This is a genomic window from Pseudoalteromonas maricaloris, from assembly GCF_024746855.1.
GTDB lineage: Bacteria > Pseudomonadota > Gammaproteobacteria > Enterobacterales > Alteromonadaceae > Pseudoalteromonas > Pseudoalteromonas maricaloris.
The window spans coordinates 2,115,512-2,139,953 of sequence record NZ_CP024625.1 but is presented as its reverse complement, the minus strand read 5'-3'; the positions used below and the strand labels follow the sequence as shown (position 1 = coordinate 2,139,953).

Sequence of the window (24,442 nt, the reverse complement as noted above, 5' to 3'; positions counted from 1 at the left end):
AGTTATGGCTAAAGAATTTATCTTACCAGATATTGGTGAAGGCATCGTAGAATGCGAAATCGTCGAGTGGTTGGTGGCTGTTGGTGACGAAGTAAAAGAAGATCAACCTATTTGTGACGTGATGACGGATAAGGCACTAGTGCAGATCCCTGCAGTACATGACGGTGTGATCACTAAGCTGCATTACGAAAAAGGTGAAATTGCAAAGGTGCATGAACCTTTGTTTGCAATGGATGTTGCCGGCGAGCAAGCTGCTCAGCCGGAGCAATCAGCACCTCAATCCTCGCCAACAACTTCAACCAGTGCTGTACTAGAAGACTTTATCTTACCAGATATTGGTGAAGGCATTGTTGAGTGCGAAATTGTTGAATGGCTTGTCGCTGAAGGTGATGAAATCAAAGAAGATCAGGCCGTTTGTGATGTAATGACTGACAAGGCGCTAGTGCAAATTCCAGCCAAGTACGATGGTATTGTTGAAAAACTCTATTATCAAAAAGGCGAGATAGCACAGGTGCATAGTCCGCTATTTCAAATGAAGTTGGCGTCATCTCACGCCGGAAAGTCAGACGATCCAATCGCTGATGTCCACAAACCTAAAGAAAGTACTGCACGAGCTGCTACTGCAAACGATGAGGCTACGCGTAGTTTGCCAAAAAATGGTAAAGCGATTGCCTCTCCAGCAGTACGCCGTAAGGCGCGCGAAGTTGGTGTTGACCTCTCTGAAGTGCCAGGCTCTGGTAAAAATGGTCGTGTTTATAAAGAGGACATCGAACATTTCCTTGAGCACGGTGCAAGTGGCGCTTCGACCACGAATGAAGCTAGTACAACGGTACAGCCTCAACCACAAAAGCTGACTACTACCTCAGAAGGTGGTAAAAGAGTTGAGCCTCTACGTGGTATGAAAGCGGCGATGGCTAAACAGATGGTGGCCTCTGTATCGACGATCCCACATTTCACTTACTGCGATGAGATTGACTTAACCGATTTAATAGCGCTTCGTGGTGCTTTGAAAGAGCAATATGCCAAACAAGGCGTGAAGCTGACGATGATGCCATTTTTTATCAAGGCGTTATCACTTGCAATCAACGAATTCCCAATTTTGAATGCAAAAGTAAATGATGACTGTACGGAAATCACTTATTTTGATGACCACAATATTGGTATGGCGGTGGACAGCAAGCTGGGTCTTCTTGTACCAAATATTAAATCATGCCAAAGCAAATCGATTGTAGAAGTTGCCCAGTCTGTTACTGAACTGACAGAAGCGGCGAGAGAAGGGCGTGTATCTCCTGATTCACTGAAAGGCGGTACTATCTCAATCTCAAACATAGGGGCGATTGGTGGCACGGTTGCAACACCGATTATTAATAAACCAGAAGTTGCTATCGTCGCGCTTGGCAAAGTGCAGCAGTTACCGCGCTTCGATGCAGAAGGTAATGTGGTTTCGCGCTCTATCATGCAAGTAAGTTGGTCTGGCGACCATCGTATTATCGATGGTGGCACGATCGCACGTTTCAATAATTTATGGAAAACCTTCCTAGAGGAACCGGCTAAAATGATGATGGCAATGCGCTAATCCTTGTTTTTGCTAGTTTCTACTTGTTGTAAAGGGCCTTTACGGCCCTTTTTTATTTGTAAAAATTTAACAGTAGTAAGCGGTAATATTTAAATTATTGAATTGGAAATTACTGTGAAAGTCATGCTGAAATTATGTCAATGCAATAGCTGAACATGATTTGGCCGATAAAAATAGCCATTCAATCAATTATAAGGCTTTAAAACTAGGTAAGTTTCACTGAGTGAATTACTTGGATTGATTGGCGCACCATCTCTGATGTGCGAGACAATTCTTAACAAGGTTGCATAACTCCAAATACCTGCAAGTTATATATTTAACCTTAAATCTTATGTAGTTCAATTTGATTAGTGAATCTGAATTACTTCCCATATGCTTCGTTGGAATTGTACTTTGGGTGCAGTAGGTGCGTAGCTGGAAGTCTTATACGAATGCGCTTAATTAAGTGATCTATTTTTAGGCGAGAGGAACTTGTCAATAACACCGCTTCCGCATCCTGCTTACGCCAAGGTACCTACATCCTGTGGGCAAAGCGAAAATTTTGCTATTTAATCGTTCGAAATGAGAAGTTTTTAACGCAGTCAGTGTCAGATTTGCTTCTTCAAATTGAGCAAGTATTAAGACATGCAAGGGTTGTACTGTTAAAATCTCTGTTCAGGGGGCAAAAAGAAGCCTTAAAAAGATGCCATTTCACTCATGAAATGGCATCTAGATTTATAACGTACTAATAAATTTTAAAACTTGTACGTGAAACCAGCGCTGAATACGCGGCCATAAGTGTATCTAGCAACTGATAGCTCACGAACACTTGGGTACCAATCGAATAGATTATCCACTCGGAAACGCACAACGGCATTATCATTCAGGTAATATGAACCACCTAAAGTATATAAAGTCTGTGATTGGATCTTGTTATACGGATTACCGTTTTGATCGATATAATCATAGAAATTAGTAGAGTCGTTGTTGCGATTACCTTCACCGTGGTACTCAACATCAAAATACACGTTAATGTCTTCGAGAGTATAGTCAAATCTTAAATCACCACGCCAATCTGGGTTTTCGTATTCACCTGTATTGTCTTCGAAGTCGAAGCCGGTATTAGATTCAGCGTCCTTTTTAAGGTTATATAGACGTGAACGAATACCTAACTCACCAGAGTTTTCAGGTAGTAATCCACCAATAAGCGGATATTGGTGCAATGGACGCTTGAACATGACCTCATATTCATATGTCTCAAACTCTTGAAGTGCAGCATTTACATAGCCAGATTCAAACGCTTTATCAGCAGGGATCTGGAAGTCTGCGCCTCGTCTAAATTTACCACAGAACTCATTCGGGTAATTAGTAGAGTCGTAACATGCATTTAAGATGTCGGTGAGAGTGAAGTCAACAATCGCGTCTTCAATATCGATCTTTATATAATCAATTTTAAAGCTGAAGCCTTCAAACCACTCTGGAGCATAAACAAGTCCAATGTTTAAACCTTCTGCTTTTTCGCTTTCAAGATCTACATTACCACCAGTTGTACCAACCCTTGAAGCATTGCCTGATACCGCCTTATAACCATCTGGTACACCAGCAGCTTCACAGTTAGCTCTTCTTGTTGCTGGGTTTGGACCTTTATCTATATTATTGATATCACAAGGATCTGTGCCGAATTGAGAGTCTTGAATTACTGGTAAAAATAGTTCGGTAACAGACGGTGCTCTAACGGTTTCTGAATAGTTAGCTCTAACCATTAGGTCACTGATTGGCTGGTAATTTAGACCTACAGCCCATACATTGTCTTTACCCGCTGCATCATTGTCAATTCTACGGAACGAAGCGTCAACGCTCAGCGTATTTACAAGTGGAATATCCATGTCGCTTGAAACTAGCGGTAGACTGATTTCCGCAAATAAATCTTGTGTAGTATACGAACCTGAAGTAGATGCATTAGCCAAACCACTGTTTAACACATTTGTGCCATCTTCACTAAAGCTTGCTTTTTCTGTACGTCTTTCGTAACCAAATGCGGCTGCTAAATAACCAGCAGGTAATTCGATAATATCACCTGTGGTGAACGCTTGAAGGATATCTTGTTCAACACGTGAATAACCCATTGCAGGGTAGGTGATATAATCAAGAACTTCTTGAGAAGCAGGGCCAAATGGGTTGTACGCAACACACTTGCCAACTTCACCCAGTACTGATTGGGTTTCTGTTACACCAAAACCGCTAGTTGTATACTTGTCGTGATAGCCGTCGACATAGTTGGCTTTACAGTCAATAGCGCCATTGTTATAACCAACATCGATAGCCGCTAAGAAGCGATTTTCGTTGATGTTAAAGTCTTGAGAGAATATTTTGCTTACACCCTGTTGATAGAAGACATCCCATTTCCATTCGTTTTCTCCCAGTTCAAAATAGCCATCAAAGCCAATTTTTATACTTCTTACATCAGATTCATTGGTAATTTTACGTTTACCCAGTGAAGTCCAAGCTTTGTGCATATAAAACTCACCAGGACCACCAAGGTAGTTTTCAAGGCGATTCCTTGTTTCACTTGGTAAGTAAACATAGTCTGTGTCGAATTTAAGTGCAGCGCCAAGGCCACCGAATAGACCAGAACTATATTTGTTTGGCTGGTAACCTTCATTTACCGCATCTGATGAGTTAAAGAAGCCTAGTACAGACATGTTGACATCATCTGTAAGCTTATAATTACCTGATATAGTAAAGTTGTAACGCTCAAACCCTTCTCGAGCAGTATTAGATTCAGCAAGGTCCAAGCCGTCACCACCAGAAGACCAAACAGCATTACCTGTAGGTGTTCCTGTGTTGAAAGGAATTAATTGCCCGTTACCACTTGGGTCAAATTGTAAAAATGAACCGTCTGGCCACGCACCTAAACCCGCATTAACTACCGCTGTCGGTCCTGGAGTGATAAGACCAGAGTTTGATAGAATTCCAGCTCTACCATTTGGGTATAAACGACGTTGACCTGCAACAGGGTTGCCATCGGCATCAACTACCGCGTCAGATCCCAAAGGCGTATAACCACCCCATTGGTCAACCCATGATGGTAATTCGGATGCTAAGATACTCTTCTGATCTTGGTATTCAAAACTAAAAACTAAGTTGCCTTTATCTTCATTGAAGTTTCCGCCAAATAAACCGCGGAATGACTTATCGTACTTACCTGCTTCGTCATAATTCGTTACGTCAGCTGAGAATTCGGCACCTTCATAGTCAGTTTTTAAGATAAAGTTTACAACACCTGCAACTGCATCGGCGCCATACACTGGGGCACCACCCACCTTAACTACTTCTACTCGCTCAATAAGAGAAACCGGGATATTGTTTATATCTACCTGACTACCAGGTGCACTACCGCCACCTACAGGTGAATTACTTGAAACAAAACGTGCACCATTAACTAGAGATAGGGTACGTTGAGAACCCAGTCCGTACAAATTAACGGTACTTTGACCAACCCCTTGGGAAGCGGCTTGTTCGTTATTTGAAAGGTTTGCTGTCGCTGCAAGCGCGATACCAGGGACTTCCTCTAACACTGATGCTAAGTTAGTTGTACCTCGTTTACTTATATATTCAGAGTCAATTGTTTCTATAGGTTGTGTTGACTCTAGATCAACTCGAGAAATACGTGAACCTGTTACTTCTATGCGCTCAACTTTATCTACTACAGCTTGATTTGCGTCTTGTTCTTCTGCGTATACTGCTGGAGATACCGCTGCGATTGTCGCACTTACGGCTAAAGCCGCTTTGATCGACGATGAGAGTGTATTGATTTTCATAATTATTCCTATTTTTTTAGCATATCTATGTATGCAATAGCGACTATATTTAGATTAATTACAAATTTACACACTCAATTGATAATTTACTTTTTCAAAATTAATTTGTTACATTTTATACTGTGCAGCTAGTATTTACGCGTTTTTTTAGTATCTTGTTATTAATTGTTAAATTTATTGTTGTTGTATTGGGGAGATTAAAAATTAATTGTATTGATTGGTTTACGAATTGAATATTTGTTCAAAGAGAGATAACTTATTTGACACTAATTTTATAACATTATTTAACTACTGAGTGATGGAAGGTATGAGACTCAATCAATTTATTATTGAGTCTCGATAACAAGTTTCAGGATTATTCAATACCTTTCTTTGAATAAAGAGTTACTTTATCTGAAAGCAGCGTTACTTTAATGTGCTTGTCTTCGCTTCCCCAAATGCAATTGGTGTGTAGCGTTTTCTCTTCACATTTATCAGCAGAGCCAAGAATGTTCTCAACTTCAGCTTTGTCCATGCCTACTTCTAGCTTATTGTAGTTTTCTAAACTTACTTTAGAACAGCCGACTAGGGTGAGTAGCGCAGCAGCAGTTAGTAATTTTTTCATAGGGTTGCCCGTCTAATGTTTGTATTTTCTTATTTGAAAGATGACCCCAAGTTTGGGGTGATCTAAGTAATGTATGTCGCCGCTATACACGCGTGTATATTGGGACATACGAGCAGTACGAATGTCGTTGCCGTCTTCGTACTTTAAATCTAAATCCGTGGTCACGTAAAGGTAGTGTCTCACGTGAATTTTAATCAAGCCTTCAAGTTGCCAATGCACTTGCTCTTTTGATTCTTGAATATTAAAGCGCTTCGATAGTGACGAAAACTGATCGTCATTTTCAGTTACGCTATAACTGGATGGTGGCGCAAACTGTTTGCCAGCAATAATTTCGATGTTGGGAGCACGCTTGTTACTTTGTTCAGGGAATCGCCAACCAGTGTGCAACAGTGGCTTGAGTCCTTTACGTTTTAACTCGGCAATTTTGTTAGAAAAATTAAACTGTGACTCATTCAATAAATAAATTGAGTCCATATGTTCTTGTGGCTCAACTTGCGGTGAAAGAGGCAAAGTGCCGAATTTTTCAACATAGTTTGCATCTGGATCGCAAGAACTGGAGCGTGCACCCGACGTTAATCCACGAATAAAGTCGTGCTCAGCAAACTGCTCACTGCCTTCTAAGCATAGTTTATAGCCGGTGGTATTAAAACCGTCGAATAATAGTGACTTGATGTTTTTCCGGTTGAGCGGCTCAGGTTCAATACTAAAGTCTTCTCGCAAAGAGAAACTAGGCTCTTGCTCAAATGCTATCATTTCTACTTCAAACCAACGGGTGGCATGTGCAGACGCGCTACTTACCAAAGCCGCTAGGATGGCCAGACTTTTTATTGTTTTCATGCTACAGCCTTTTTCTCAAAGTCATCAATCATCGCATTGACCAGTTTTAATCTCTCTTGGCCATTTTTTTCTTCGATCAGGAACTTCAGTTTATTTGCGCCTTCCATTCTATAGGTTGACGGGCTACTTTGTATCAATCCTATGATGAATGTTGGGTTAACTTTTGTATGACTACTGAACTCGAAGAAGCCACCTTTGGGGTTTGCTTCGACCTTGTTAATGCCTAATTGGGTTGCCTTTAGCTTAACAGACTGCACCGCAAAGAGGTTTTTAGCCGCATCTGGCAACAGCCCAAAACGGTCGATTAATTCAATTTGTAGCTCATCAAGCTCTGCCAGCGACTTTGTGCTAGCAATGCGTTTATACATGCTAAGGCGAATATTTACATCATGAATGTAATCATCCGGTAGCAGTGCTGGGAACTTCAGGTCAACTTCGCTTTGCTGCTGGAGTAGGTTATCGAGAGTCGGCTCTTTACCATTTTTTAAAGCTTCAACTGCTTGTTCCAGCATTTCCATATACAGCGTAAAACCAACGGTTTGAATTTGACCGCTTTGGTCGTCTCCCAGTAACTCACCCGCACCACGGATCTCTAAATCGTGGGTGGCGAGGGCAAAACCTGCACCTAAGTCTTCGAGTTGCTCAATGGCCTGTAAGCGTTTGACCGCGTCTTTAGTTAAGGCTTGGCTATTCTTCGTGAGTAGGTATGCATATGCTTGATGGTGGCTTCGCCCTACACGGCCGCGAAGCTGATGTAGCTGTGCCAATCCGAGTTTATCGGCTCTATCCATAATGATAGTATTAGCAGAGGGGATATCGATACCGGTTTCAATAATGGTTGTACACACAAGCACGTTATACTTTTGGTGATAGAATTCACCCATCAAATGCTCAAGTTCTTTTTCACGCATTTGCCCGTGGGCAGTGGTGACGTTGGCTTCTGGCACGAGCGTCGAGATATCAGCGGTGATTTTGTCTATCGTTTCGACGTTATTGTGGAGGAAGTAAACCTGACCACCGCGCTTGATTTCACGCAAAATTGCTTCGCGGATAAGCTCGTCGTTGCGCTCTCGCACAAAGGTCTTTACTGCTAATCGTTTGGCTGGCGGTGTCGCGATAATAGAGAGATCACGCATACCACTCATTGCCATATTCAGTGTGCGCGGAATTGGGGTTGCGGTCAGGGTAAGAATGTCGACATCCGCTCTTAGCTGCTTAATCTTTTCTTTTTGCCTCACACCAAAGCGGTGTTCTTCGTCAACAATCAACAGACCCAAATCGGCGAACTTGATGTTTTCTTGAATAAGCTTATGGGTGCCTATCACAATATCAATTTTGCCTTCATCAAGTTTTTGTAACGTTTCTTTTTGTTCTTTCGCTGAGTTAAAGCGCGAAAGCACACCAACTTCAACAGGCAGATCGGCAAAACGGTCTTTAAAGTTCTCGAAGTGTTGTTGGGCTAGGAGTGTAGTTGGTACTAAGACAGCCACTTGTTTGCTATCGTTGACGGCAACAAATGCAGCACGCATGGCCACTTCGGTTTTACCAAAGCCAACATCACCACAAACGAGTCTGTCCATCGCTAGGCTTGATTGCATGTCTGCAAGTACGGCTGTGATTGCATTGCGTTGATCGTCTGTTTCTTCAAATGGGAAGCTATCAGAAAAGTCTCGATAGGCACTCGCATCTAGCTTAAATGCATATCCCGGCTTACTTTGGCGTTTTGCGTATATGTCTAGGAGTTCAGCTGCGACATCTCTGACTTTTTCAGCCGCTTTGCGTTTTGCTTTTTCCCAGGCGTCATTACCCAGTTTATGAAGTGGTGCAGAAGCTTCTTCACCTCCTGAGTAACGACTGAGCATATGAAGCGAAGAAACTGGCACATAAAGTTTAGCGTCATTGGCATAGATGATAGTCACAAACTCGGTAGCAATACCCGCTGCATCTATGGTTTCCAGCCCTAAATAGCGGCCTACACCATGATCTAAATGAACAATAGGTTGACCTTCTTTTAACTCAGCGAGGTTTCGGATCAGGGCATCTTGCCCTTGTTCGTATTTATGTTTACGGCGGCGCTTTTGGGAGATCTTAACACCTAAAAGCTCTTGCTCGGTGATGATAGACAGCGATTTTTTATCCAGTAGTTTCACACTGGTAGCAAGTGGAGTGACTACCACACCAACATCTGAGTCGCTAGAGACAAACTCTGCAATGCGCTTATAAGGCTTAAGCTTTAGACCTGTTGGTTTTAATAAGGTAAGCAGTGACTCTCGTCGGCCCTCTGATTCAACACTGAATAACACCCGAGACTTTTGCTTTTTCTCAGCAGCGATGTAATCGAGGATTTTTTGATATGGATTAGCTTGTTTATGCTCAATGCGGACATCGTCGATTAATTCCGCTGCGACATTGTTATTGCCCGCTTTGGTTCCTAGCATCGCTTGACTAAGCTTTATTCGAGAGAAGCCGTTAAGGCCTTCAAACAAGGTCTCTATTGGCTGATATAGCTTGGCTGGTGAAAGTAGAGGGCGAAGTGGGTCAACCCGGCGACTTTCGTAGCGTTTAGATACGTCTTGCCAAAAGGTTTGCGCTGCAGATTCAATATCGCCAAAAGGCATAAATACGGTATCTTCAGGCAAATAGTCAAACACCGTTGCTAACGAATCAAAAAAGAGCGGCAAATAGTACTCTATACCCGCTGGCCAGTTCCCTTTACTGACTTGCATATAAATACTGTCTTTTTCACTACTTGCGCCGAACGCTTCACGGTAATTAATTCTAAAGCGTTCAATGTCTTCTGCATTGGTTGGAAATTCGTGCGCCGGTAATAAATCGATAGCATCAATCTCATCGTTTGAGCGTTGGCTTTCGATATCAAAATGACGAATGGAGTCTAACTCATCATCAAAGAAATCTAGTCTAAAGGGGAGTGGGCTACCCATGGGGTATAAATCAATAATGGAGCCTCGAACAGCAAACTCACCGTGCTCCATTACCTGCTGAACATGACGATAACCCGCTTGAGTTAAGGTATCACGCAAGCTTTGTGCGTCTACCGTGTCACCTTTTTTTACCTGAAGACTCATGCCGTGGATAAAGCTAGGTGGTGCGGTACGTAGCATGAGGGTTGAAACAGGAATGATGAGTACGGATTGCTTTTCCTGTTTGAGTGTATTTAGCGTCGCAAGACGCTGAGAAATAATGTCTTGATGTGGTGAAAAGTGATCATAGGGTAATGTTTCCCAGTCAGGAAACATCATGACAGGCGTGTCTTTTAAAAGATACGCCAGTTCATGCTCAAGGCGAAGTGCAGAGGGTGTATCGGGGGTGACGAGTACAACTAAGTTGTCATGTTGTTGGATGTGCTCACTCAAACACAGTGACAAGCTACTACCAACCAAATTACCCCACGAAATTTTATCCTTGTTTGATTTTACCCAAGGTAAATTGTTCCATTGCACATTCGCCATTGATTACTCCTATTTATTAATCGCGATAAATTTTGCAAAGATCCTGATAGTGATCGATTCGTCTGTCTCTTAAATACGGCCAGATGCGACGAACAGATTCACTGCGTGCTAGATCAACATCAACAACAGAGATTTCCTCAGCTTCTTCAGATGCATGCAATAACATTTCGCCTTGTGGACCGGTAACAAAAGAATTGCCCCAGAATTGAATACCTTCACTTTGACCTGAAGGGTCTGATTCATGGCCAACACGGTTAACGCTAATCACAGGTACTCCGTTAGAGACTGCATGTGCACGCTGTGCAATTATCCAAGCATCTCGTTGACGAATTTGTTCTGCTTTATCATCGCGAGGATCCCAGCCAATTGCAGTTGGGTAAATTAAAAACTCAGCGCCCGCCATTGCCATCAGGCGTGCACCTTCAGGGAACCATTGATCCCAACACACCAGTACGCCTAATTTGCCTACAGAAGTCTGAATTGGAGTAAAGCCCATGTCGCCAGGGGTGAAGTAAAACTTTTCATAAAAACCTGGGTCATCAGGAATGTGCATTTTACGGTATTTGCCTGCAATCGTACCGTCAGACTCAAGTACAACCGCGGTGTTGTGATAAAGCCCTGTTGCGCGCTTTTCAAATAACGACGCAACGATGACAACATTCAGCTCTTTTGCAAGTGCGCCTAGTGAGTCTGTGCTTGGGCCTGGAATGGTTTCCGCTAAGTCGAAGAGATCGGTGTCTTCAGTCTGGCAAAAATACAAGCTGCGGTGCAATTCTTGTAACACGATAAGCTTAGCACCCTGACTTGCCGCTTTTCGGATACCGTCACAGGTTTTCGCAAAGTTGTTTACGAGATCTGTAGAGTTGCTATGTTGAACAATACCAACTTTGATGTTTTTTTCAGTCATGGTACTTACCTTAAAAAACCTTTTGGTAACTGCATCGTAATACAGTGCAGGCTACCGAATTGATGGATGATTGGTAGGCAGTTTACGCCAATTACCGTTCTTTCTGGGTGGGCGAGAGAGACTTTGTCCAGCGCTTCTTGATCTTTGTCGTCGCCATAGATAGGTACTAACACCGTTTTATTCAAGATCAGATAATTTGCATAGGTTGCAGGTAATCTCTCCCCCTCGTTATCAAACTTAGCACTAGGCCAAGGTAAACTAATCAAACGGTATGGATCGCCATTTGGGGTGCGGAATGTGCGTAGCTGCTGTTCCATTTTATTGAGGGCATCATAGTGCTCGTCTGATTTGTCGTCGCACTTAACATATACCAAGGTATTATCTGGTGCAAAACGCACTAACGTGTCGATATGACTATCCGTATCATCACCGGCTAAGTATCCATGATCTACCCACAGGAATGACTCAGCACCCAACTCTTTTTGCAACAATAGTTCTAATTCGATTTTACTTAGATGTGGATTGCGATTTGGGTTCAACAGACACTCTGAAGTGGTCAATAAGACATTGGACTCGTTGATCTCAATGCCGCCGCCTTCCAGTACCACGTCAACTTTTTCAAAGGTACAGTTTGGGTTGAGGACCTGTTTGGCTAGCTGCAGATTGATCTTATTGTCTAAATCCGCAGCAAACTTATTACCCCAACCCGTAAAGGTGAAATCCTTAATACATAGATTTCCTGTACTTGTTTGCGTCGTAAGTGGACCGTGGTCACGGGCCCAGGTGTCATCGCAAGGCGTCACAACAAAGTGACACTTAGCTAAGCTAACCTCAGCTGCGCCGAGTAGGTTCTCGATATGCTGTTTTAACGCTTCATTATGCGCCACGATAACGACTTCTTGAACTTGGGTAATATGTTGGCAAAGTGCAACGTACACAGGTTCAACGTCACTGAGAATGTCGCTCCAATCGGTATCAGAATGCGGCCAAGTGAGCATGATTGCATCTTGTGGTGCCCACTCTGGGAGTAAAGTAAAACTCATTAAATCATCACCATATAATAATAAGCCTATAGTTTATCATTAACCTCAGGTGTGTCAGTAAGTTTTGTGAAGATAATTGAGCATTTAAAGAAGGCACTTAATACGTTAAATGCCTTATTGGTCTTTTTGCTGCTTTAGCTTAAGTTGTCTGGTCTGGGCGTGTAGGCTTGCCCGCACGAGCAACTCTTGATCCGCTTCTCTAATAGCGGTAAAGGCGAGGGTGAACTTACCATCTTGCTTGGCAATGACTTCTGAGTAGCAAAAGATAGCACTGGCTTCATTGCGCAAAAATATTTTAGTTCGTAACGATTGTCCGACCTCATAATCTGCTTCTAACGTTGCGGTCAGGCCGCCGCCGCCGTAGCTGTCACAAAATAGATGACTGTCGTCAGGCTCTTCGGTTGCGAGAATATGGCTGATAATTAAATCAATCTTACGTGATTGCGCCTGCAAATAAGCTGCTAACTCATTGGCAATATCACCCAGATTACGAAGTGGTCGCAGGGCATTAAGATCTAACTCATTAATTTCGTTAGCGAGCTTAAATAGCGGCGGAATTGCAGCTTCTAATTGATATTCGTTTTCTGGAACCATATTGTCATCAACCGGGTAGAGGTTGATCTGAACCTGTTCAGCTATCTGAAAATACTGTTCAAATAATTCCTGCAAATTCGCTTTCATGTTTTATCTCTTGGCATCGCGCCGCTTTACAACTGTCTCTATAGTAACGGTTTAGTTTACCGATAATCAAACTTTGAATTGCTCAAGTAGTTGTTCTTGGGTTGTTATCTTTTCTACTTGAGACTGCATGGTGGCATCTACGCTCTTAGCTTCGCTATACACCGACTCGGAAATACCACGAATTGATGAGCTACTGCTATTCACGTTATTTACAATGTCATTTTGCTCATTCAGCATATCAGCAATGCGGGAATTCAAATCGACAATATGGCGAATGGCACTACGCATATCTTCAAGCGCGGCTCGAGTTTGCTCTGCCTTTTCAACCGTTTTATCGACATAGTGTTGGCTTTGCTTCATTACAGTAACCGCGCTTTCTGAACCTGACTGTAGTTGACTTATCATTCCACGGATTTCAGTTGTGGCTTCTTGTGTTCTTTGTGCAAGCGATCTTACTTCGTCTGCAACGACGGCAAAGCCGCGGCCAGACTCACCGGCCCTTGCGGCTTCAATGGCAGCATTGAGCGCTAGGAGATTGGTTTGCTCAGCGATGCTGTTGATAACCGATAATATTTGCTCAATAGCTGTAGACGAGCTTTCTAACTCCGTAACTACGGTCATTGCCGAACTGATTTGATTAGATAGCTCTTGAATTGTCTCCGTTGTTTCTGCAACGATTTTTTCTCCTTGGCGAGCAACTTGGTCGGTGGTTTTAATTGCTTCAGCGGCTTCATGGGCAGATTGTGTTACTTGATGTTCAGTTGCAGACATGTGTGTTGTCGCTTCATCAAGGACTTTGATACTCGCTAATTGCTCTTGAATCGAAAGTTTGGCTTTATTTGCAACCTTAGATGTTTGTTGAGCATCGTTTAAAACTTCATGGCCTAGACCCTGAATATTCGCTATTAGAGACTGTAAGCTACTGGTAAAGGCATTAAAATTTTGCGCCAGTGCTGCAAATTCGGGTTCATGCTCGGTATTTAATCGTACGGTTAAGTCCGCATTACCGCGTGCGATAGCTGCCATGGCGGTGTTGATTTCATCAAGCGGCTTTAATAATAAGCTAATCACAAAAGAAAGTAGCACAGTCGCGAGCGCCACAGAAATAAAGGCAAATATGGCTGCATCTCTTTGCAGTCGTGAAAGTGCGGCAAAAACGGTGTCTTCATCCAGCATCACCCCTAAATACCAATCTAAGCCTTCGACTTCTTTAAACTGCACTAATTTGTCTTCGCCGTTGACTTCAACGTATTGGATATTTTCTGAGATACTTATATCACCGAGAAATGTACGAGAAGACTTACCATTTAGTTTTACATCAGGGTGTGAGATAGTCGACCCGTCTTTACTCACCATAAAGGCAAAACCCGCGTCTAGCAGGTTAAACGAGTTAATCATTTCGCCGAGTTTTGCCAAACTAACGTCGTAAAAAATCGCGCCGTTGAATTGACCTTGTTTAAACACTGGTGCACCGATTGATACCACAATTTCGTTGCTTACTGCATCAGCGTAAGGTGCTGTGATAATGAGCTTTCGTGCAGTTTTTGCGTCGGTATACCAAGGTCGCTTTCTCGGGTCCCAGTTTGCACCAGGGTTCCAATTTGGATCGCTAGCGACATATTTTCCTGTTTGCTCTTCACCATAACCTATCAGTAGGAAAGAAGTTGTGAGCTGTGGCTGCGAGAGGATAGGAAAGGCTGCGTCTAAGGTGTCAGTGGAAGCAACGAGATTGGTAGCAAGCGCGGCGAGATCGGTTGCTCCTTTCATTTGCGCAGTGACAGTGTTACCAATTCCTTGAATTATTTCATTCACACTTTGTTCGGCTTGTGCTTTGATTGCTGATTGCACGGAAATGTATTGAATAACAGATAAGATCAGTAATGCTGCAAGCAGCACAAGCGCAGAGACGGATACGACTTTGTGTTTAAACTTCACGGCCACACTCCAATAAGTTTGATACATTAAACTTATGACATTTAATAAGAAAATGCCAAATCTTCTGCGTTGATTTGAAGGTATTTCAAATTATTGCGTTTATATTAATTATTTATTCATGGTGCGCTTCCTATTCTTTAAGACTTAGAAGAGGAGAAAACATCATGTACAAACCAGTTTTAACAGCAATTGCCTCGGCAATGATACTCGCTGCATGCGGTGGCGGTTCAGGTTCTGACTCAAACGACAACAACACCACGCAACCGACCCAAAAAACCACCGTAAGTGTTGGTGTATCAGATGCTGCTGTGAATAATCTTGCAGAGGTAAACCTTGTTATTCAACGGCTGACATTTAGAGCATCTGGAAAAGAAGATGTCACATTTGATACCTTAGATGCGCAGGGTAATCCAATGAAAATCAATCTGCTTGAATATACGGGTGATGATATCTACTTGGTTGTAAATGACCAAGAGATCGATGCTGGTGATTATGAGTGGATCAGAGCCGATGTTGTAAATGGTAGTGCGGGGTCTAATTTCGATTTAACTTCTAGCGTGCGTTTTTTAGATGGTAGTCAAGCACCACTAGCCGTAACCCGTAAAGGTAACGATGGCGTAGGTGAGATCCAACTCAATAACTTCTCGTTAAATGAAGGTGAGAACCAAATCGTATTGGAGTTTGACTTAAATAAGGCGCTGTTGAAGCGCGGAAATGATGACACCGTTTATCTAAAACCAACAGCTGTCCGTTTGGAAAATCTGTTAACCAGTTTCGAGATTGAGGGCATGGTTAGCGAGTCTGTGAAAAATGCATGTATAGCAGATAACGCGGACCTAGCTCCTCTAGTCGGAGAGTACAAACACGTTATTTATCTTTATAAAGCGGATGTTGCAGTGCCAAGCGACATCAGTGATGAAGACTCAGCGCCAGTAGCAACCGCAAACTTAGATGCCGAGAGTGAATATGAGATAGCATTTATTGGTTCTGGAGATTACAAAGTAGGGTATTCGTGCTTAGGTCATTTAGATGATGCCGAAACGATAGATGCAGATTTTAGTTTGTATCAAACAAAAGATGTTACGTTAACGCAAGATACAGAAGTGAATTTCGAGACAAACTAATATCAACTAGTCATTTAGGCGAATTGGTATAACAGCAAAACAAAAAGGGCTTCAATTGAAGCCCTTTTTACTACTTAAATTCAAAATTAAGCATTTTCTAGTGCAGCGCGCGGGTCAACATATTCCATGTTGAAGCCTTCTGCCACTTCTTTACACGTTACTTGACCTTTCAGAACGTTTAAGCCGTCCATGAAGTGTTTGTCATTTAGTAGCGCTTGTTTGTAGCCTAAGTTTGCAAGCTTGATGATGTACGGAAGCGTTGCATTGTTAAGTGCAAACGTTGAAGTACGAGGTACAGCACCTGGCATGTTAGCTACACAGTAGTGAACTACGTCATCAACAATGTATGTTGGCTCTGCGTGTGTAGTCGCTTTAGAAGTAGCGATACAGCCACCTTGGTCGATTGCAACGTCAACAATAGCAGCACCTGGCTTCATCGCTTTGATGTGTTCTGCAGTTACAAGCTTAGGAGCCGCTGCACCAGGAATTAGTACGCCGCCAATCACAAGATCTGCTTCTAGTACGTGCTTTTCAAGTGCATCAGCCGTTGAGTAGATAACTTTAGCTTGGCTACCAAACTGTGCATTCAAAGAACGTAATACATCAATGCTACGGTCAAGAATAGTAACGTCTGCGCCTAGACCTACCGCCATTTGCGCTGCGTTACGACCAACCATACCACCACCGATCACAACGACTTTAGCTGGTTCAACACCAGGTACGCCACCTAGCAGCATACCACGGCCTTCACGTGACTTTTCAAGCGCTTGAGCACCAGCTTGAATTGACATACGACCAGCAACTTCTGACATTGGCGCTAGCAGTGGAAGACCACCACGCGCATCAGTTACCGTTTCGTATGCGATACAGATAGCACCGCTCTTGATTAGATCTTCTGTTTGTGGAAGGTCTGGTGCTAGGTGAAGGTAAGTAAATAGGATTTGATCTTCACGTAGCATTGCGCGCTCAACAGCTTGAGGCTCTTTTACTTTAACAATCATATCAGCAGTAGCAAAAACGTCTGCCGCTGTGTCTAAAACTTTAGCACCAACTTGAACATAATCTTCGTCTGTAAAACCAATGCCAATACCTGCATTTGTCTCAACAACGACTTCGTGACCGTGATTGATTAGTTCACGAACGCTCGCAGGAACCATACCAACGCGGTATTCGTGGTTTTTTATCTCTTTAGGTACACCAATAATCATAATATTCGCCTCAAAATAAGAACGGGGTAAAATTTTTGACTATTATATTTACCTATAGCCAGTGTGTCTCACTGTTTTAATATTTCAATGTAGTGATATACTCTGAATTAATGAATCATTCAGGATAAAAAACTACACTATGTATCAACAACTAGACAGAATCGACAGAAAGATTTTAGTCGAACTTCAGAAAGATGGCAGAATTTCGAACGTAGAATTAGCCAAACGCATAGGATTGAGCGCTACGCCTTGCTTGGAGCGCGTTAAAAAGCTGGAGCGAGAAGGATTTATTCGAGGTTATAAAGCCGTAGTCGATCCTGCTAAGCTTGGACAGGGACTTTTAGTGTTTGTTGAAGTTACAGTGAATAAAAACTCGCCTGATGTGTTCGATAGATTTAATCAAGCAGTAAAGCAGCATGATGAAATTATTGAATGTCACCTTGTGTCCGGTAGTTTCGACTATTTATTAAAGACACGAGTGACCGACATGTCAGAATATCGCGGAGTTTTAGGAGAAATTTTACTTAAACTGCCAAACATCAGTGAAAGTCGCACTTTTGTGGTCATGGAAGAAGTAAAAGGAGAAGAAGGAGAAGTAATAAAACCTTGTGCACCTTGAGGTATTTCTTGGTAAGGTGTAAGTATATACAGCAATACTAACGCAAATCACTAATTTGCTGACGTTTTGGGCGTTTATAGTCCGGAAAAGAAACAGAAAAAAGGTTTAATTACAATGCGCTTAAATGGTGTGCAACGCCTCTTAGAGACAGGTTTGATTGTAAGCACGGCTGCAGCAATATTTATGTTGTGTGCGTTGATAAGTTTCGACCCAGCCGATCCTGCTTGGACTCAATCCGGTGAGTACGTAAAAGTAAACAATATAACGGGTGCTGCCGGAGCTTGGCTGGCAGACATTATGCTACTGAGTTTCGGCTGGTTGGCATTTTTGATCCCAGCTGCGCTGCAGTTTCTTGGTTATCTACTATTCAAAAAACCGCATAAGCTACTGCAACTCGATTACACCACGCTAGGTTTACGCCTTATTGGCGCGACACTGTTTATTACCTCTGCAAGTGCAATCAGCAGCATCAATTTCGATGATATCTATAATTTCTCATCTGGTGGGGTAGTAGGGGATGTGGTTGCTGGTGCAATGATGCCTGCCTTTAACTTTACCGGTACTTCTATACTATTACTGTGCTTTTTCTTTGCCGGAATGACACTACTTACCGGTGTGTCTTGGGTTGAATTTGTTGATTATTTAGGTGAAAAGGTACTCGCCGGCTTTAGATGGTTACGCGATAGGCTGACAGCAGAGCGCAATATAGAGCAAACGCAGTCAGTTTCACAGAAACCGGAGAGTGTTGGCACCAAAACGGATAGAGTAGAGAGTGAGACACCAATAATAGCTAGCGAGCGAAAAGATGATCTCGAGCAGACTCTCCAGCAACAAACCGATACGGAAATTAATATAGATTTCGATGCTGAAGAAGAGCCCAGTGGACTTGGCAAATTAAAAGATAAATTGTTCCGCAAAACGAGCACTGAACCTGCACCTCAATCCACGTCTGCACCGCACTCTGATCTACAAGAGAAGAAAGAGCCGTCAGTATTTGATGAGCTAGATGATATTCTAGAGCAAGAAATCAACTTTTCAGCGATAGAGGATGAGCCACTGGATACTGTCGCGGCATTAAATGCCTTGGATGAAGCACCAGTGCATGAAACCAAAGTGGTTTCTCCGGCAAGGCCTCTTAAGCCTAAAGTACCTGAAAAGGCGGTCAATGGTTATCAGCCTCCACCAAGCGCAAAAGAGCAATTTGAAGCGCTTCTAGAGGCTCAGCCACCTGCGGATCCATTGCCTTCATTAGATTTGTTGGATAGACCTGACAAGGCTAAAAACCCAATTTCGCAAGAAGAGTTAGATCAGGTTTCGCGGTTGGTTGAAACTAAACTATTAGACTTCAATGTCCAGGCGCAGGTAGTTGGTGTGTATCCAGGCCCTGTCGTTACGCGTTTTGAGTTAGATCTCGCGCCGGGCATTAAAGTTGCTAAGATCACAGGTTTAGCAAAAGACTTAGCGCGTTCATTATCTGCAGTCAGTGTGCGTGTAGTTGAGGTTATCCCAGGCAAGACGTATGTGGGTTTAGAGCTACCTAACAAACACCGTGAAATCGTGCGTTTGTCTGAAGTGATAGGCGCCCCTAAGTTTGAACAAAATCCATCTCCTTTGACTATGGTGCTTGGTAAAGATATCGCAGGCCAACCGGTCGTTGCAGATTTAGGCAAAATGCCGCATCTGCTGGTGGCCGGTACCACTGGTTCTGGTAAGTCAGTGGGCGTTAATGTCATGATCTTAAGCTTGTTATATAAGTCGCCGCCAGAAGATGTGCGAATGATCATGATAGATCCGAAAATGCTTGAGCTCTCAGTTTACGAAGGTATCCCACATTTATTATGCGAAGTGGTTACCGATATGAAAGAGGCAGCAAACGCGCTACGCTGGTGTGTGGGGGAAATGGAACGCCGTTATAAGCTGATGTCGGCGCTCGGTGTTCGTAACCTCAAAGGTTACAATCAAAAGATTAAGGACGCTAAAGAAGCGGGTCATCCTATTTTAGATCCACTCTTTAAAGATACAGACGGTATGGCGGATGAACCACAAGAGCTAGATAAATTACCGAGTATCGTGGTCGTTATAGACGAATTTGCCGACATGATGATGATTGTTGGTAAAAAAGTAGAAGAGTTAATTGCACGTATTGCACAAAAAGCGCGAGCGGCAGGCATACATTTAGTGCTGGCAACACAGCGTCCATCAGTAGATGTTATTACGGGTTTGATCAAAGCGAATATACCAACGCGAATGGCGTTCCAAGTATCAAGTAAGATTGATTCACGTACAATCTTAGACCAGCAAGGTGCAGAAAACCTATTGGGTATGGGTGACATGCTCTATTTGCCGCCAGGAACGAGTGTTCCGGTTCGTGTACATGGCGCGTTTGTTGACGATCATGAAGTACATGCCGTAGTGAGTGACTGGAAAGCAAGAGGCAAACCAAACTACGTAGAAGAAATTCTATGCGGTGAAGCAACCGAGGATATTTTACTACCAGGCGAAGCACCGGAAGGTGGAGATGAAGAGTCTGACCCACTTTATGATGAAGCCGTTGGGTTTGTTATTGAAACAGGTAAAGTGTCTGTTTCGAGTGTACAACGTAAGTTAAGGGTTGGTTATAACCGTGCCGCTCGGTTAGTTGAGCAAATGGAAATGTCTGGAGTGGTAAGTGCTCCTGGTCATAATGGTGCACGAGATGTATTGGTAAAAGGTGGAGCCAATTAATGAAAAAATTTAAGCAAATTGCGTTGCTAACGGTATTATCAAACCTCTTTATTCAGCCTGTGTGGGCTGATGAGGCAGCGATGCAAAGTCTAAAAGGAAGACTGGCTGAATTAACCAGTTTTCAAGGTAAGTTTGAGCAAATCGTTAAAGATCAAGAAGGCAATGAGTTGCAAACCGGCGAAGGGGCGATAACCTTAGCGCAGCCACTAAAAATCCGCTGGCAACAAGAGATGCCGGATGACACTTTATTTGTATCAAGCGGAGCAACAACCTATTACTACGATACGTTTGCTGAGCAAGTGACCATCCTAGATACGACTAAACTTATTGATACTACGCCATTTGTGTTACTTACGACCCAAGAGGACAGTCAATGGTTGAAGTACAACGTAGCACTTAACGGTCAAGAATATCTGATCACGCCAAAAAACAAAGTAGACTCGCAGGTAGAGCAATTAACACTGCGTTTTGATGATAAAAACGACGGCTTAGCATTATTGAAAGTGAACGATATTTCAGGTCAAGTCTCTACGTTTAGCTTTAAAGAAAGCAAAGTCAATGTACCAGTAAAAGAGAGTTTGTTTGAGTTTACAATTCCACAAGGAGTGGTCGTAGACGACCAAAGAGGCAGTGACTAGTTTAGGGTTTGATTTTACACCAGATGTACGACCGTTGGCCGCAAGAATGCGGCCAACCTCGTTAGAGCATTATGTCGGGCAGAGTCATATTTTGTCCAAAGGCTCTGTACTTTATCGTGCGATCGAATCTGGACGCTGTCATAGCCTGATCCTTTGGGGGCCACCCGGAGTGGGTAAAACCACCCTTGCTGAGATCATTGCCAACTATGCGGATGCAGAGCTTATCAAGCTTTCCGCTGTTAGTGCGGGAATTAAAGAGGTTCGTGAAGCGGTCGTCGATGCTAAGAACCGATTAGCTCAGTTTGGCAGACGTACGCTGTTATTTGTTGATGAAGTACATCGCTTTAACAAATCCCAGCAAGACGGATTTTTACCTCACATTGAAGATGGCACCTTTATTTTTATTGGCGCGACCACTGAAAACCCTTCTTTTGCACTGAATAACGCGATCTTGTCTCGCGCGCGTGTCTATACCTTACAATCGCTTGTAGAGGATGAATTAGGTCAAGTACTCAAAGATGCGTTGTCCCGCGATGAACAGCTGTCGAAATTAGCGATCACCATTGATGACAGCGCGCTTGAACTCATCGCCAAAGCAGCTTCGGGAGATGCGAGAAAGGCACTTAATTTGCTGGAGCAGGCAGTTGACTTAAGTTTTGAGCCAAATTCAAACACTCATTTGGTGAATGAACTTGTACTAAAACAAGTATTGCCCAGCCAATTATCAAGTTATGACAATAAGGGCGACCTATATTATGACCTAATCTCAGCGTTTCATAAGTCAGTTCGTGGCAGCGCACCAGATGCGGCACTTTATTGGTATTGCAAAATATTAGCAGGTGGAGGCGATCCGCTCTATGTTGCAAGGCGATTGCTGGCTATCGCCACTGAAGATATCGGCAATGCAGACCCAAGAGCGATGCAAGTTGCGTTAAATGCTTGGGATATATTTCATCGGGTAGGGCCAAGTGAAGGAGAGCGTGCGATAGCACAGGCAACGCTTTATCTTGCGAGTGCGCCAAAAAGTAATGCGGTCTACATGGCGTTCAATCAAGCTAAACGTGATGCTGCAAGTGATCCAAATTACCCCGTACCTGAACATCTCAGAAATGCACCGACAAAACTAATGAAAGAGCTGGGTTTTGGCGAAGAATATCGTTATGCACATAATGAGCCTGGCGCGTTTGCTGCTGGAGAAAATTACTTCCCAGAAGCCATTCAAGAGCGACAATATTATCACCCGACAGATAGGGGACTTGAGAAACAAATCGCCGACAAGCTCAACTATCTACAGACGCAAAATGCGCAAAGTAGCACCAAGAGGTACAAGTAGCGATGCTAATAAATTATCTCACAATTGCGCTAGGTGGAGCGTTTGGTGCAATGTTACGCTTTTTTATCAGCGATATGTCGATAAAACTCTTAGGTAAGGGATTCCCTTTTGGGACGTTGATCGTTAATATTCTTGGTTCATTATTGATGGGTGTGCTTTACGGTTTAATTGAAAAAGAAGTTATTTCAGTTTCTCCATCTAAAACGTTGATAGGTATTGGCTTTTTAGGTGCACTGACTACTTTTTCTACATTCTCAATGGATTCCTTGTTGTTACTTCAACAGGGGCAATATGTGAAAATGGCGTTTAACGTCACATTAAACGTGGTGGCGTGTATCTTTATGGCCTGGGTTGGTCTCTGCCTCATCATGCAAAAAGGTTAAAAAAACAATGTTAGATTCTAAATACTTTCGTCAAGACATCGAGGAAGCTGCTGCGCGTCTGAAAAAGCGTGGTTTTGAACTCGATGTTGCTAAGATCACCGAATTAGAAGAAAAGCGCAAAGCGCTACAAACCAAAACTCAGGAATTACAGAGTGAGCGTAACAGTTCCTCCAAAGCGATTGGTCAAGCTAAAGCGAAAGGGGAAGACGTTCAACCTTTACTAGATGCTGTTGCAAACTTGGGCGACCAATTAAGTGCAGCGAAAGAAGAGCAGGATAAAATTCTTGCTGAACTTAATGACTACGCAATGTCGTTGCCAAACCTCCCTGCTGAAGAGGTACCTGCAGGTGCCGATGAGTCTGAGAATGTTGAAGTAAGCACTTGGGGTGAGCCAAAGCAGTTTGATTTTGAAGTTAAAGATCATGTTGACCTTGGCGAAGCGCTTGATAAGGGTCTCGATTTCGAAACTGGTGTTAAGCTAAGTGGTTCTCGCTTTACAGTGATGCGCGGTGGCGTAGCACGTATGCATAGAGCACTTGTACAACTGATGCTGAATACGCACACTGAGCAAAATGGTTATACCGAAATGTATGTACCATATCTTGTGAATAAAGCGAGCTTGTTTGGCACGGGTCAACTTCCTAAGTTTGCAGAAGATTTGTTCCATACAGAAGCATTATCTGAAGACCAAGATGGCTTTAGCCTAATTCCGACGGCAGAAGTACCGTTAACTAACTGCGCTCGTGATGTTATTTACGACGAAAAAGAGCTGCCGATTAAGATGACGGCGCACACGCCTTGTTTTAGAAGCGAAGCAGGTAGTTATGGGCGTGATACGCGCGGACTTATCCGTCAACATCAGTTTGATAAAGTTGAACTTGTGCAACTGGTTAAACCCGAAGATTCAATGGCAGCGCTTGAAGAGTTAACGGGCCATGCTGAGCAAATTTTACAAGCACTTGGCTTACCTTACAGAAAAGTGGTGCTTTGTACTGGAGACATGGGCTTCGGTGCGACGAAGACGTACGATTTGGAAGTTTGGTTACCAGCGCAAAATACCTACAGAGAAATCTCTTCTTGTTCAAACATGTGGGATTTCCAAGCGCGCCGTATGCAAGCGCGTTTCCGCCGTAGTGGTGAGAAGAAGCCAGAACTACTTCATACTCTTAATGGTTCTGGTTTAGCGGTGGGTCGTACTCTAGTTGCGATTTTAGAAAACTACCAGCAGGCAGATGGATCAATTATTGTGCCTGATGCACTAAAACCATATATGGGTGGTATAGAGGTTATTAAAGCAAGCTAAGACAGTACTGCTTAATTGAGCTTTGCTCGATTTAAAAACTCAAGTTATTGAAAAGAGGTTGGATTCGTCCAGCCTCTTTTTATTACTATATTATGAATGTTTTTTTACAGAGAAATATAGAAAAACAAGATCATCAAGCAATAATTTACGTCTTGAATATCTAGGTATCTATATAAAATTAAAATAATTATGCTTTTTGTGCTCAGCTGTACAAGAATTACATTTCTGATCATTGCATGACTCGCTGAGATGTGATT

At 43.0% G+C, this 24,442-nt stretch carries 17 protein-coding genes; 8 read left to right on the top strand and 9 right to left on the bottom strand.

Annotation, left to right across the window (positions count from 1 at the left end; translation table 11 throughout):
• Positions 1-4: 4 nt before the first annotated feature.
• The gene (locus CTT31_RS09225; RefSeq protein WP_211857570.1) at positions 5-1,576 is read left to right on the top strand and encodes a dihydrolipoyllysine-residue acetyltransferase; all 1,572 of its coding nucleotides are present in this window, start codon (positions 5-7) and stop codon (positions 1,574-1,576) included.
• 734 nt (positions 1,577-2,310) lie between these two features.
• Here the strand turns inward: CTT31_RS09225 and CTT31_RS09220 are convergent.
• The 8 genes from CTT31_RS09220 to CTT31_RS09185 form a co-directional block, all read right to left on the bottom strand.
• A complete protein-coding gene (locus CTT31_RS09220; protein ID WP_260491140.1) occupies positions 2,311-5,376 on the bottom strand; it encodes a TonB-dependent receptor domain-containing protein in 3,066 nt (1,021 codons plus the stop codon).
• 355 nt (positions 5,377-5,731) lie between these two features.
• Entirely contained in the window at positions 5,732-5,980 is a 249-nt protein-coding gene (locus CTT31_RS09215) for a hypothetical protein (RefSeq protein WP_017217439.1), read from the bottom strand.
• 12 nt (positions 5,981-5,992) lie between these two features.
• Positions 5,993-6,817, bottom strand: coding sequence for a CsiV family protein (locus CTT31_RS09210; RefSeq protein WP_211857568.1), 825 nt, complete (start codon positions 6,815-6,817; stop codon positions 5,993-5,995).
• Positions 6,814-10,287: a transcription-repair coupling factor gene (gene mfd / locus CTT31_RS09205; protein ID WP_260491139.1), complete on the bottom strand. Its 3,474-nt coding sequence runs from the start codon at positions 10,285-10,287 to the stop codon at positions 6,814-6,816. The genes CTT31_RS09210 and mfd overlap by 4 nt, the downstream gene beginning before the upstream one ends.
• Positions 10,288-10,303: 16 nt before the next feature.
• On the bottom strand, positions 10,304-11,194 hold the full coding sequence (locus CTT31_RS09200; protein WP_017217436.1) for a carbon-nitrogen hydrolase: 891 nt from the start codon (positions 11,192-11,194) through the stop codon (positions 10,304-10,306).
• 5 nt (positions 11,195-11,199) lie between these two features.
• The gene (locus CTT31_RS09195; RefSeq protein WP_260491138.1) at positions 11,200-12,237 is read right to left on the bottom strand and encodes an agmatine deiminase family protein; all 1,038 of its coding nucleotides are present in this window, start codon (positions 12,235-12,237) and stop codon (positions 11,200-11,202) included.
• A gap of 114 nt (positions 12,238-12,351) precedes the next feature.
• On the bottom strand, positions 12,352-12,918 hold the full coding sequence (locus tag CTT31_RS09190) for a hypothetical protein (protein ID WP_010372743.1): 567 nt from the start codon (positions 12,916-12,918) through the stop codon (positions 12,352-12,354).
• Between the two features lie 66 nt (positions 12,919-12,984).
• Complete coding sequence (locus CTT31_RS09185; RefSeq protein ID WP_188249524.1) at positions 12,985-14,853, bottom strand: methyl-accepting chemotaxis protein; 1,869 nt, start codon at positions 14,851-14,853, stop codon at positions 12,985-12,987.
• Between the two features lie 164 nt (positions 14,854-15,017).
• Between CTT31_RS09185 and CTT31_RS09180 the strand changes: the two genes are divergently transcribed.
• Positions 15,018-15,977 (top strand): DUF4382 domain-containing protein, encoded by a 960-nt coding sequence (locus CTT31_RS09180; protein ID WP_260491137.1) that lies wholly within the window; start codon positions 15,018-15,020, stop codon positions 15,975-15,977.
• An 86-nt stretch (positions 15,978-16,063) separates the two neighbouring features.
• Here CTT31_RS09180 and ald read toward each other — a convergent pair whose 3' ends face one another.
• Positions 16,064-17,185, bottom strand: a complete 1,122-nt coding sequence (gene ald / locus CTT31_RS09175; protein WP_260491136.1) for an alanine dehydrogenase — start codon at positions 17,183-17,185, stop codon at positions 16,064-16,066.
• A gap of 139 nt (positions 17,186-17,324) precedes the next feature.
• On the opposite strand from ald, the gene lrp reads away from it, so the two are divergent.
• The 6 genes from lrp (at position 17,325) to serS (ending at position 24,185) form a co-directional block, all read left to right on the top strand.
• A complete protein-coding gene (gene lrp / locus CTT31_RS09170; protein ID WP_010372754.1) occupies positions 17,325-17,804 on the top strand; it encodes a leucine-responsive transcriptional regulator Lrp in 480 nt (159 codons plus the stop codon).
• 114 nt (positions 17,805-17,918) lie between these two features.
• Positions 17,919-20,528, top strand: a complete 2,610-nt coding sequence (locus CTT31_RS09165; protein WP_260491135.1) for a DNA translocase FtsK — start codon at positions 17,919-17,921, stop codon at positions 20,526-20,528.
• On the top strand, positions 20,528-21,166 hold the full coding sequence (gene lolA, locus CTT31_RS09160; protein ID WP_069020658.1) for an outer membrane lipoprotein periplasmic chaperone LolA: 639 nt from the start codon (positions 20,528-20,530) through the stop codon (positions 21,164-21,166). The genes CTT31_RS09165 and lolA overlap by 1 nt, the downstream gene beginning before the upstream one ends.
• Entirely contained in the window at positions 21,159-22,499 is a 1,341-nt protein-coding gene (locus tag CTT31_RS09155; protein ID WP_010604732.1) for a replication-associated recombination protein A, read from the top strand. The genes lolA and CTT31_RS09155 overlap by 8 nt, the downstream gene beginning before the upstream one ends.
• Positions 22,500-22,501: 2 nt before the next feature.
• Positions 22,502-22,882 (top strand): fluoride efflux transporter CrcB, encoded by a 381-nt coding sequence (crcB, locus tag CTT31_RS09150; RefSeq protein WP_010604733.1) that lies wholly within the window; start codon positions 22,502-22,504, stop codon positions 22,880-22,882.
• 7 nt (positions 22,883-22,889) lie between these two features.
• Positions 22,890-24,185, top strand: a complete 1,296-nt coding sequence (gene serS, locus CTT31_RS09145; protein ID WP_211857561.1) for a serine--tRNA ligase — start codon at positions 22,890-22,892, stop codon at positions 24,183-24,185.
• Positions 24,186-24,442: the final 257 nt, after the last annotated feature.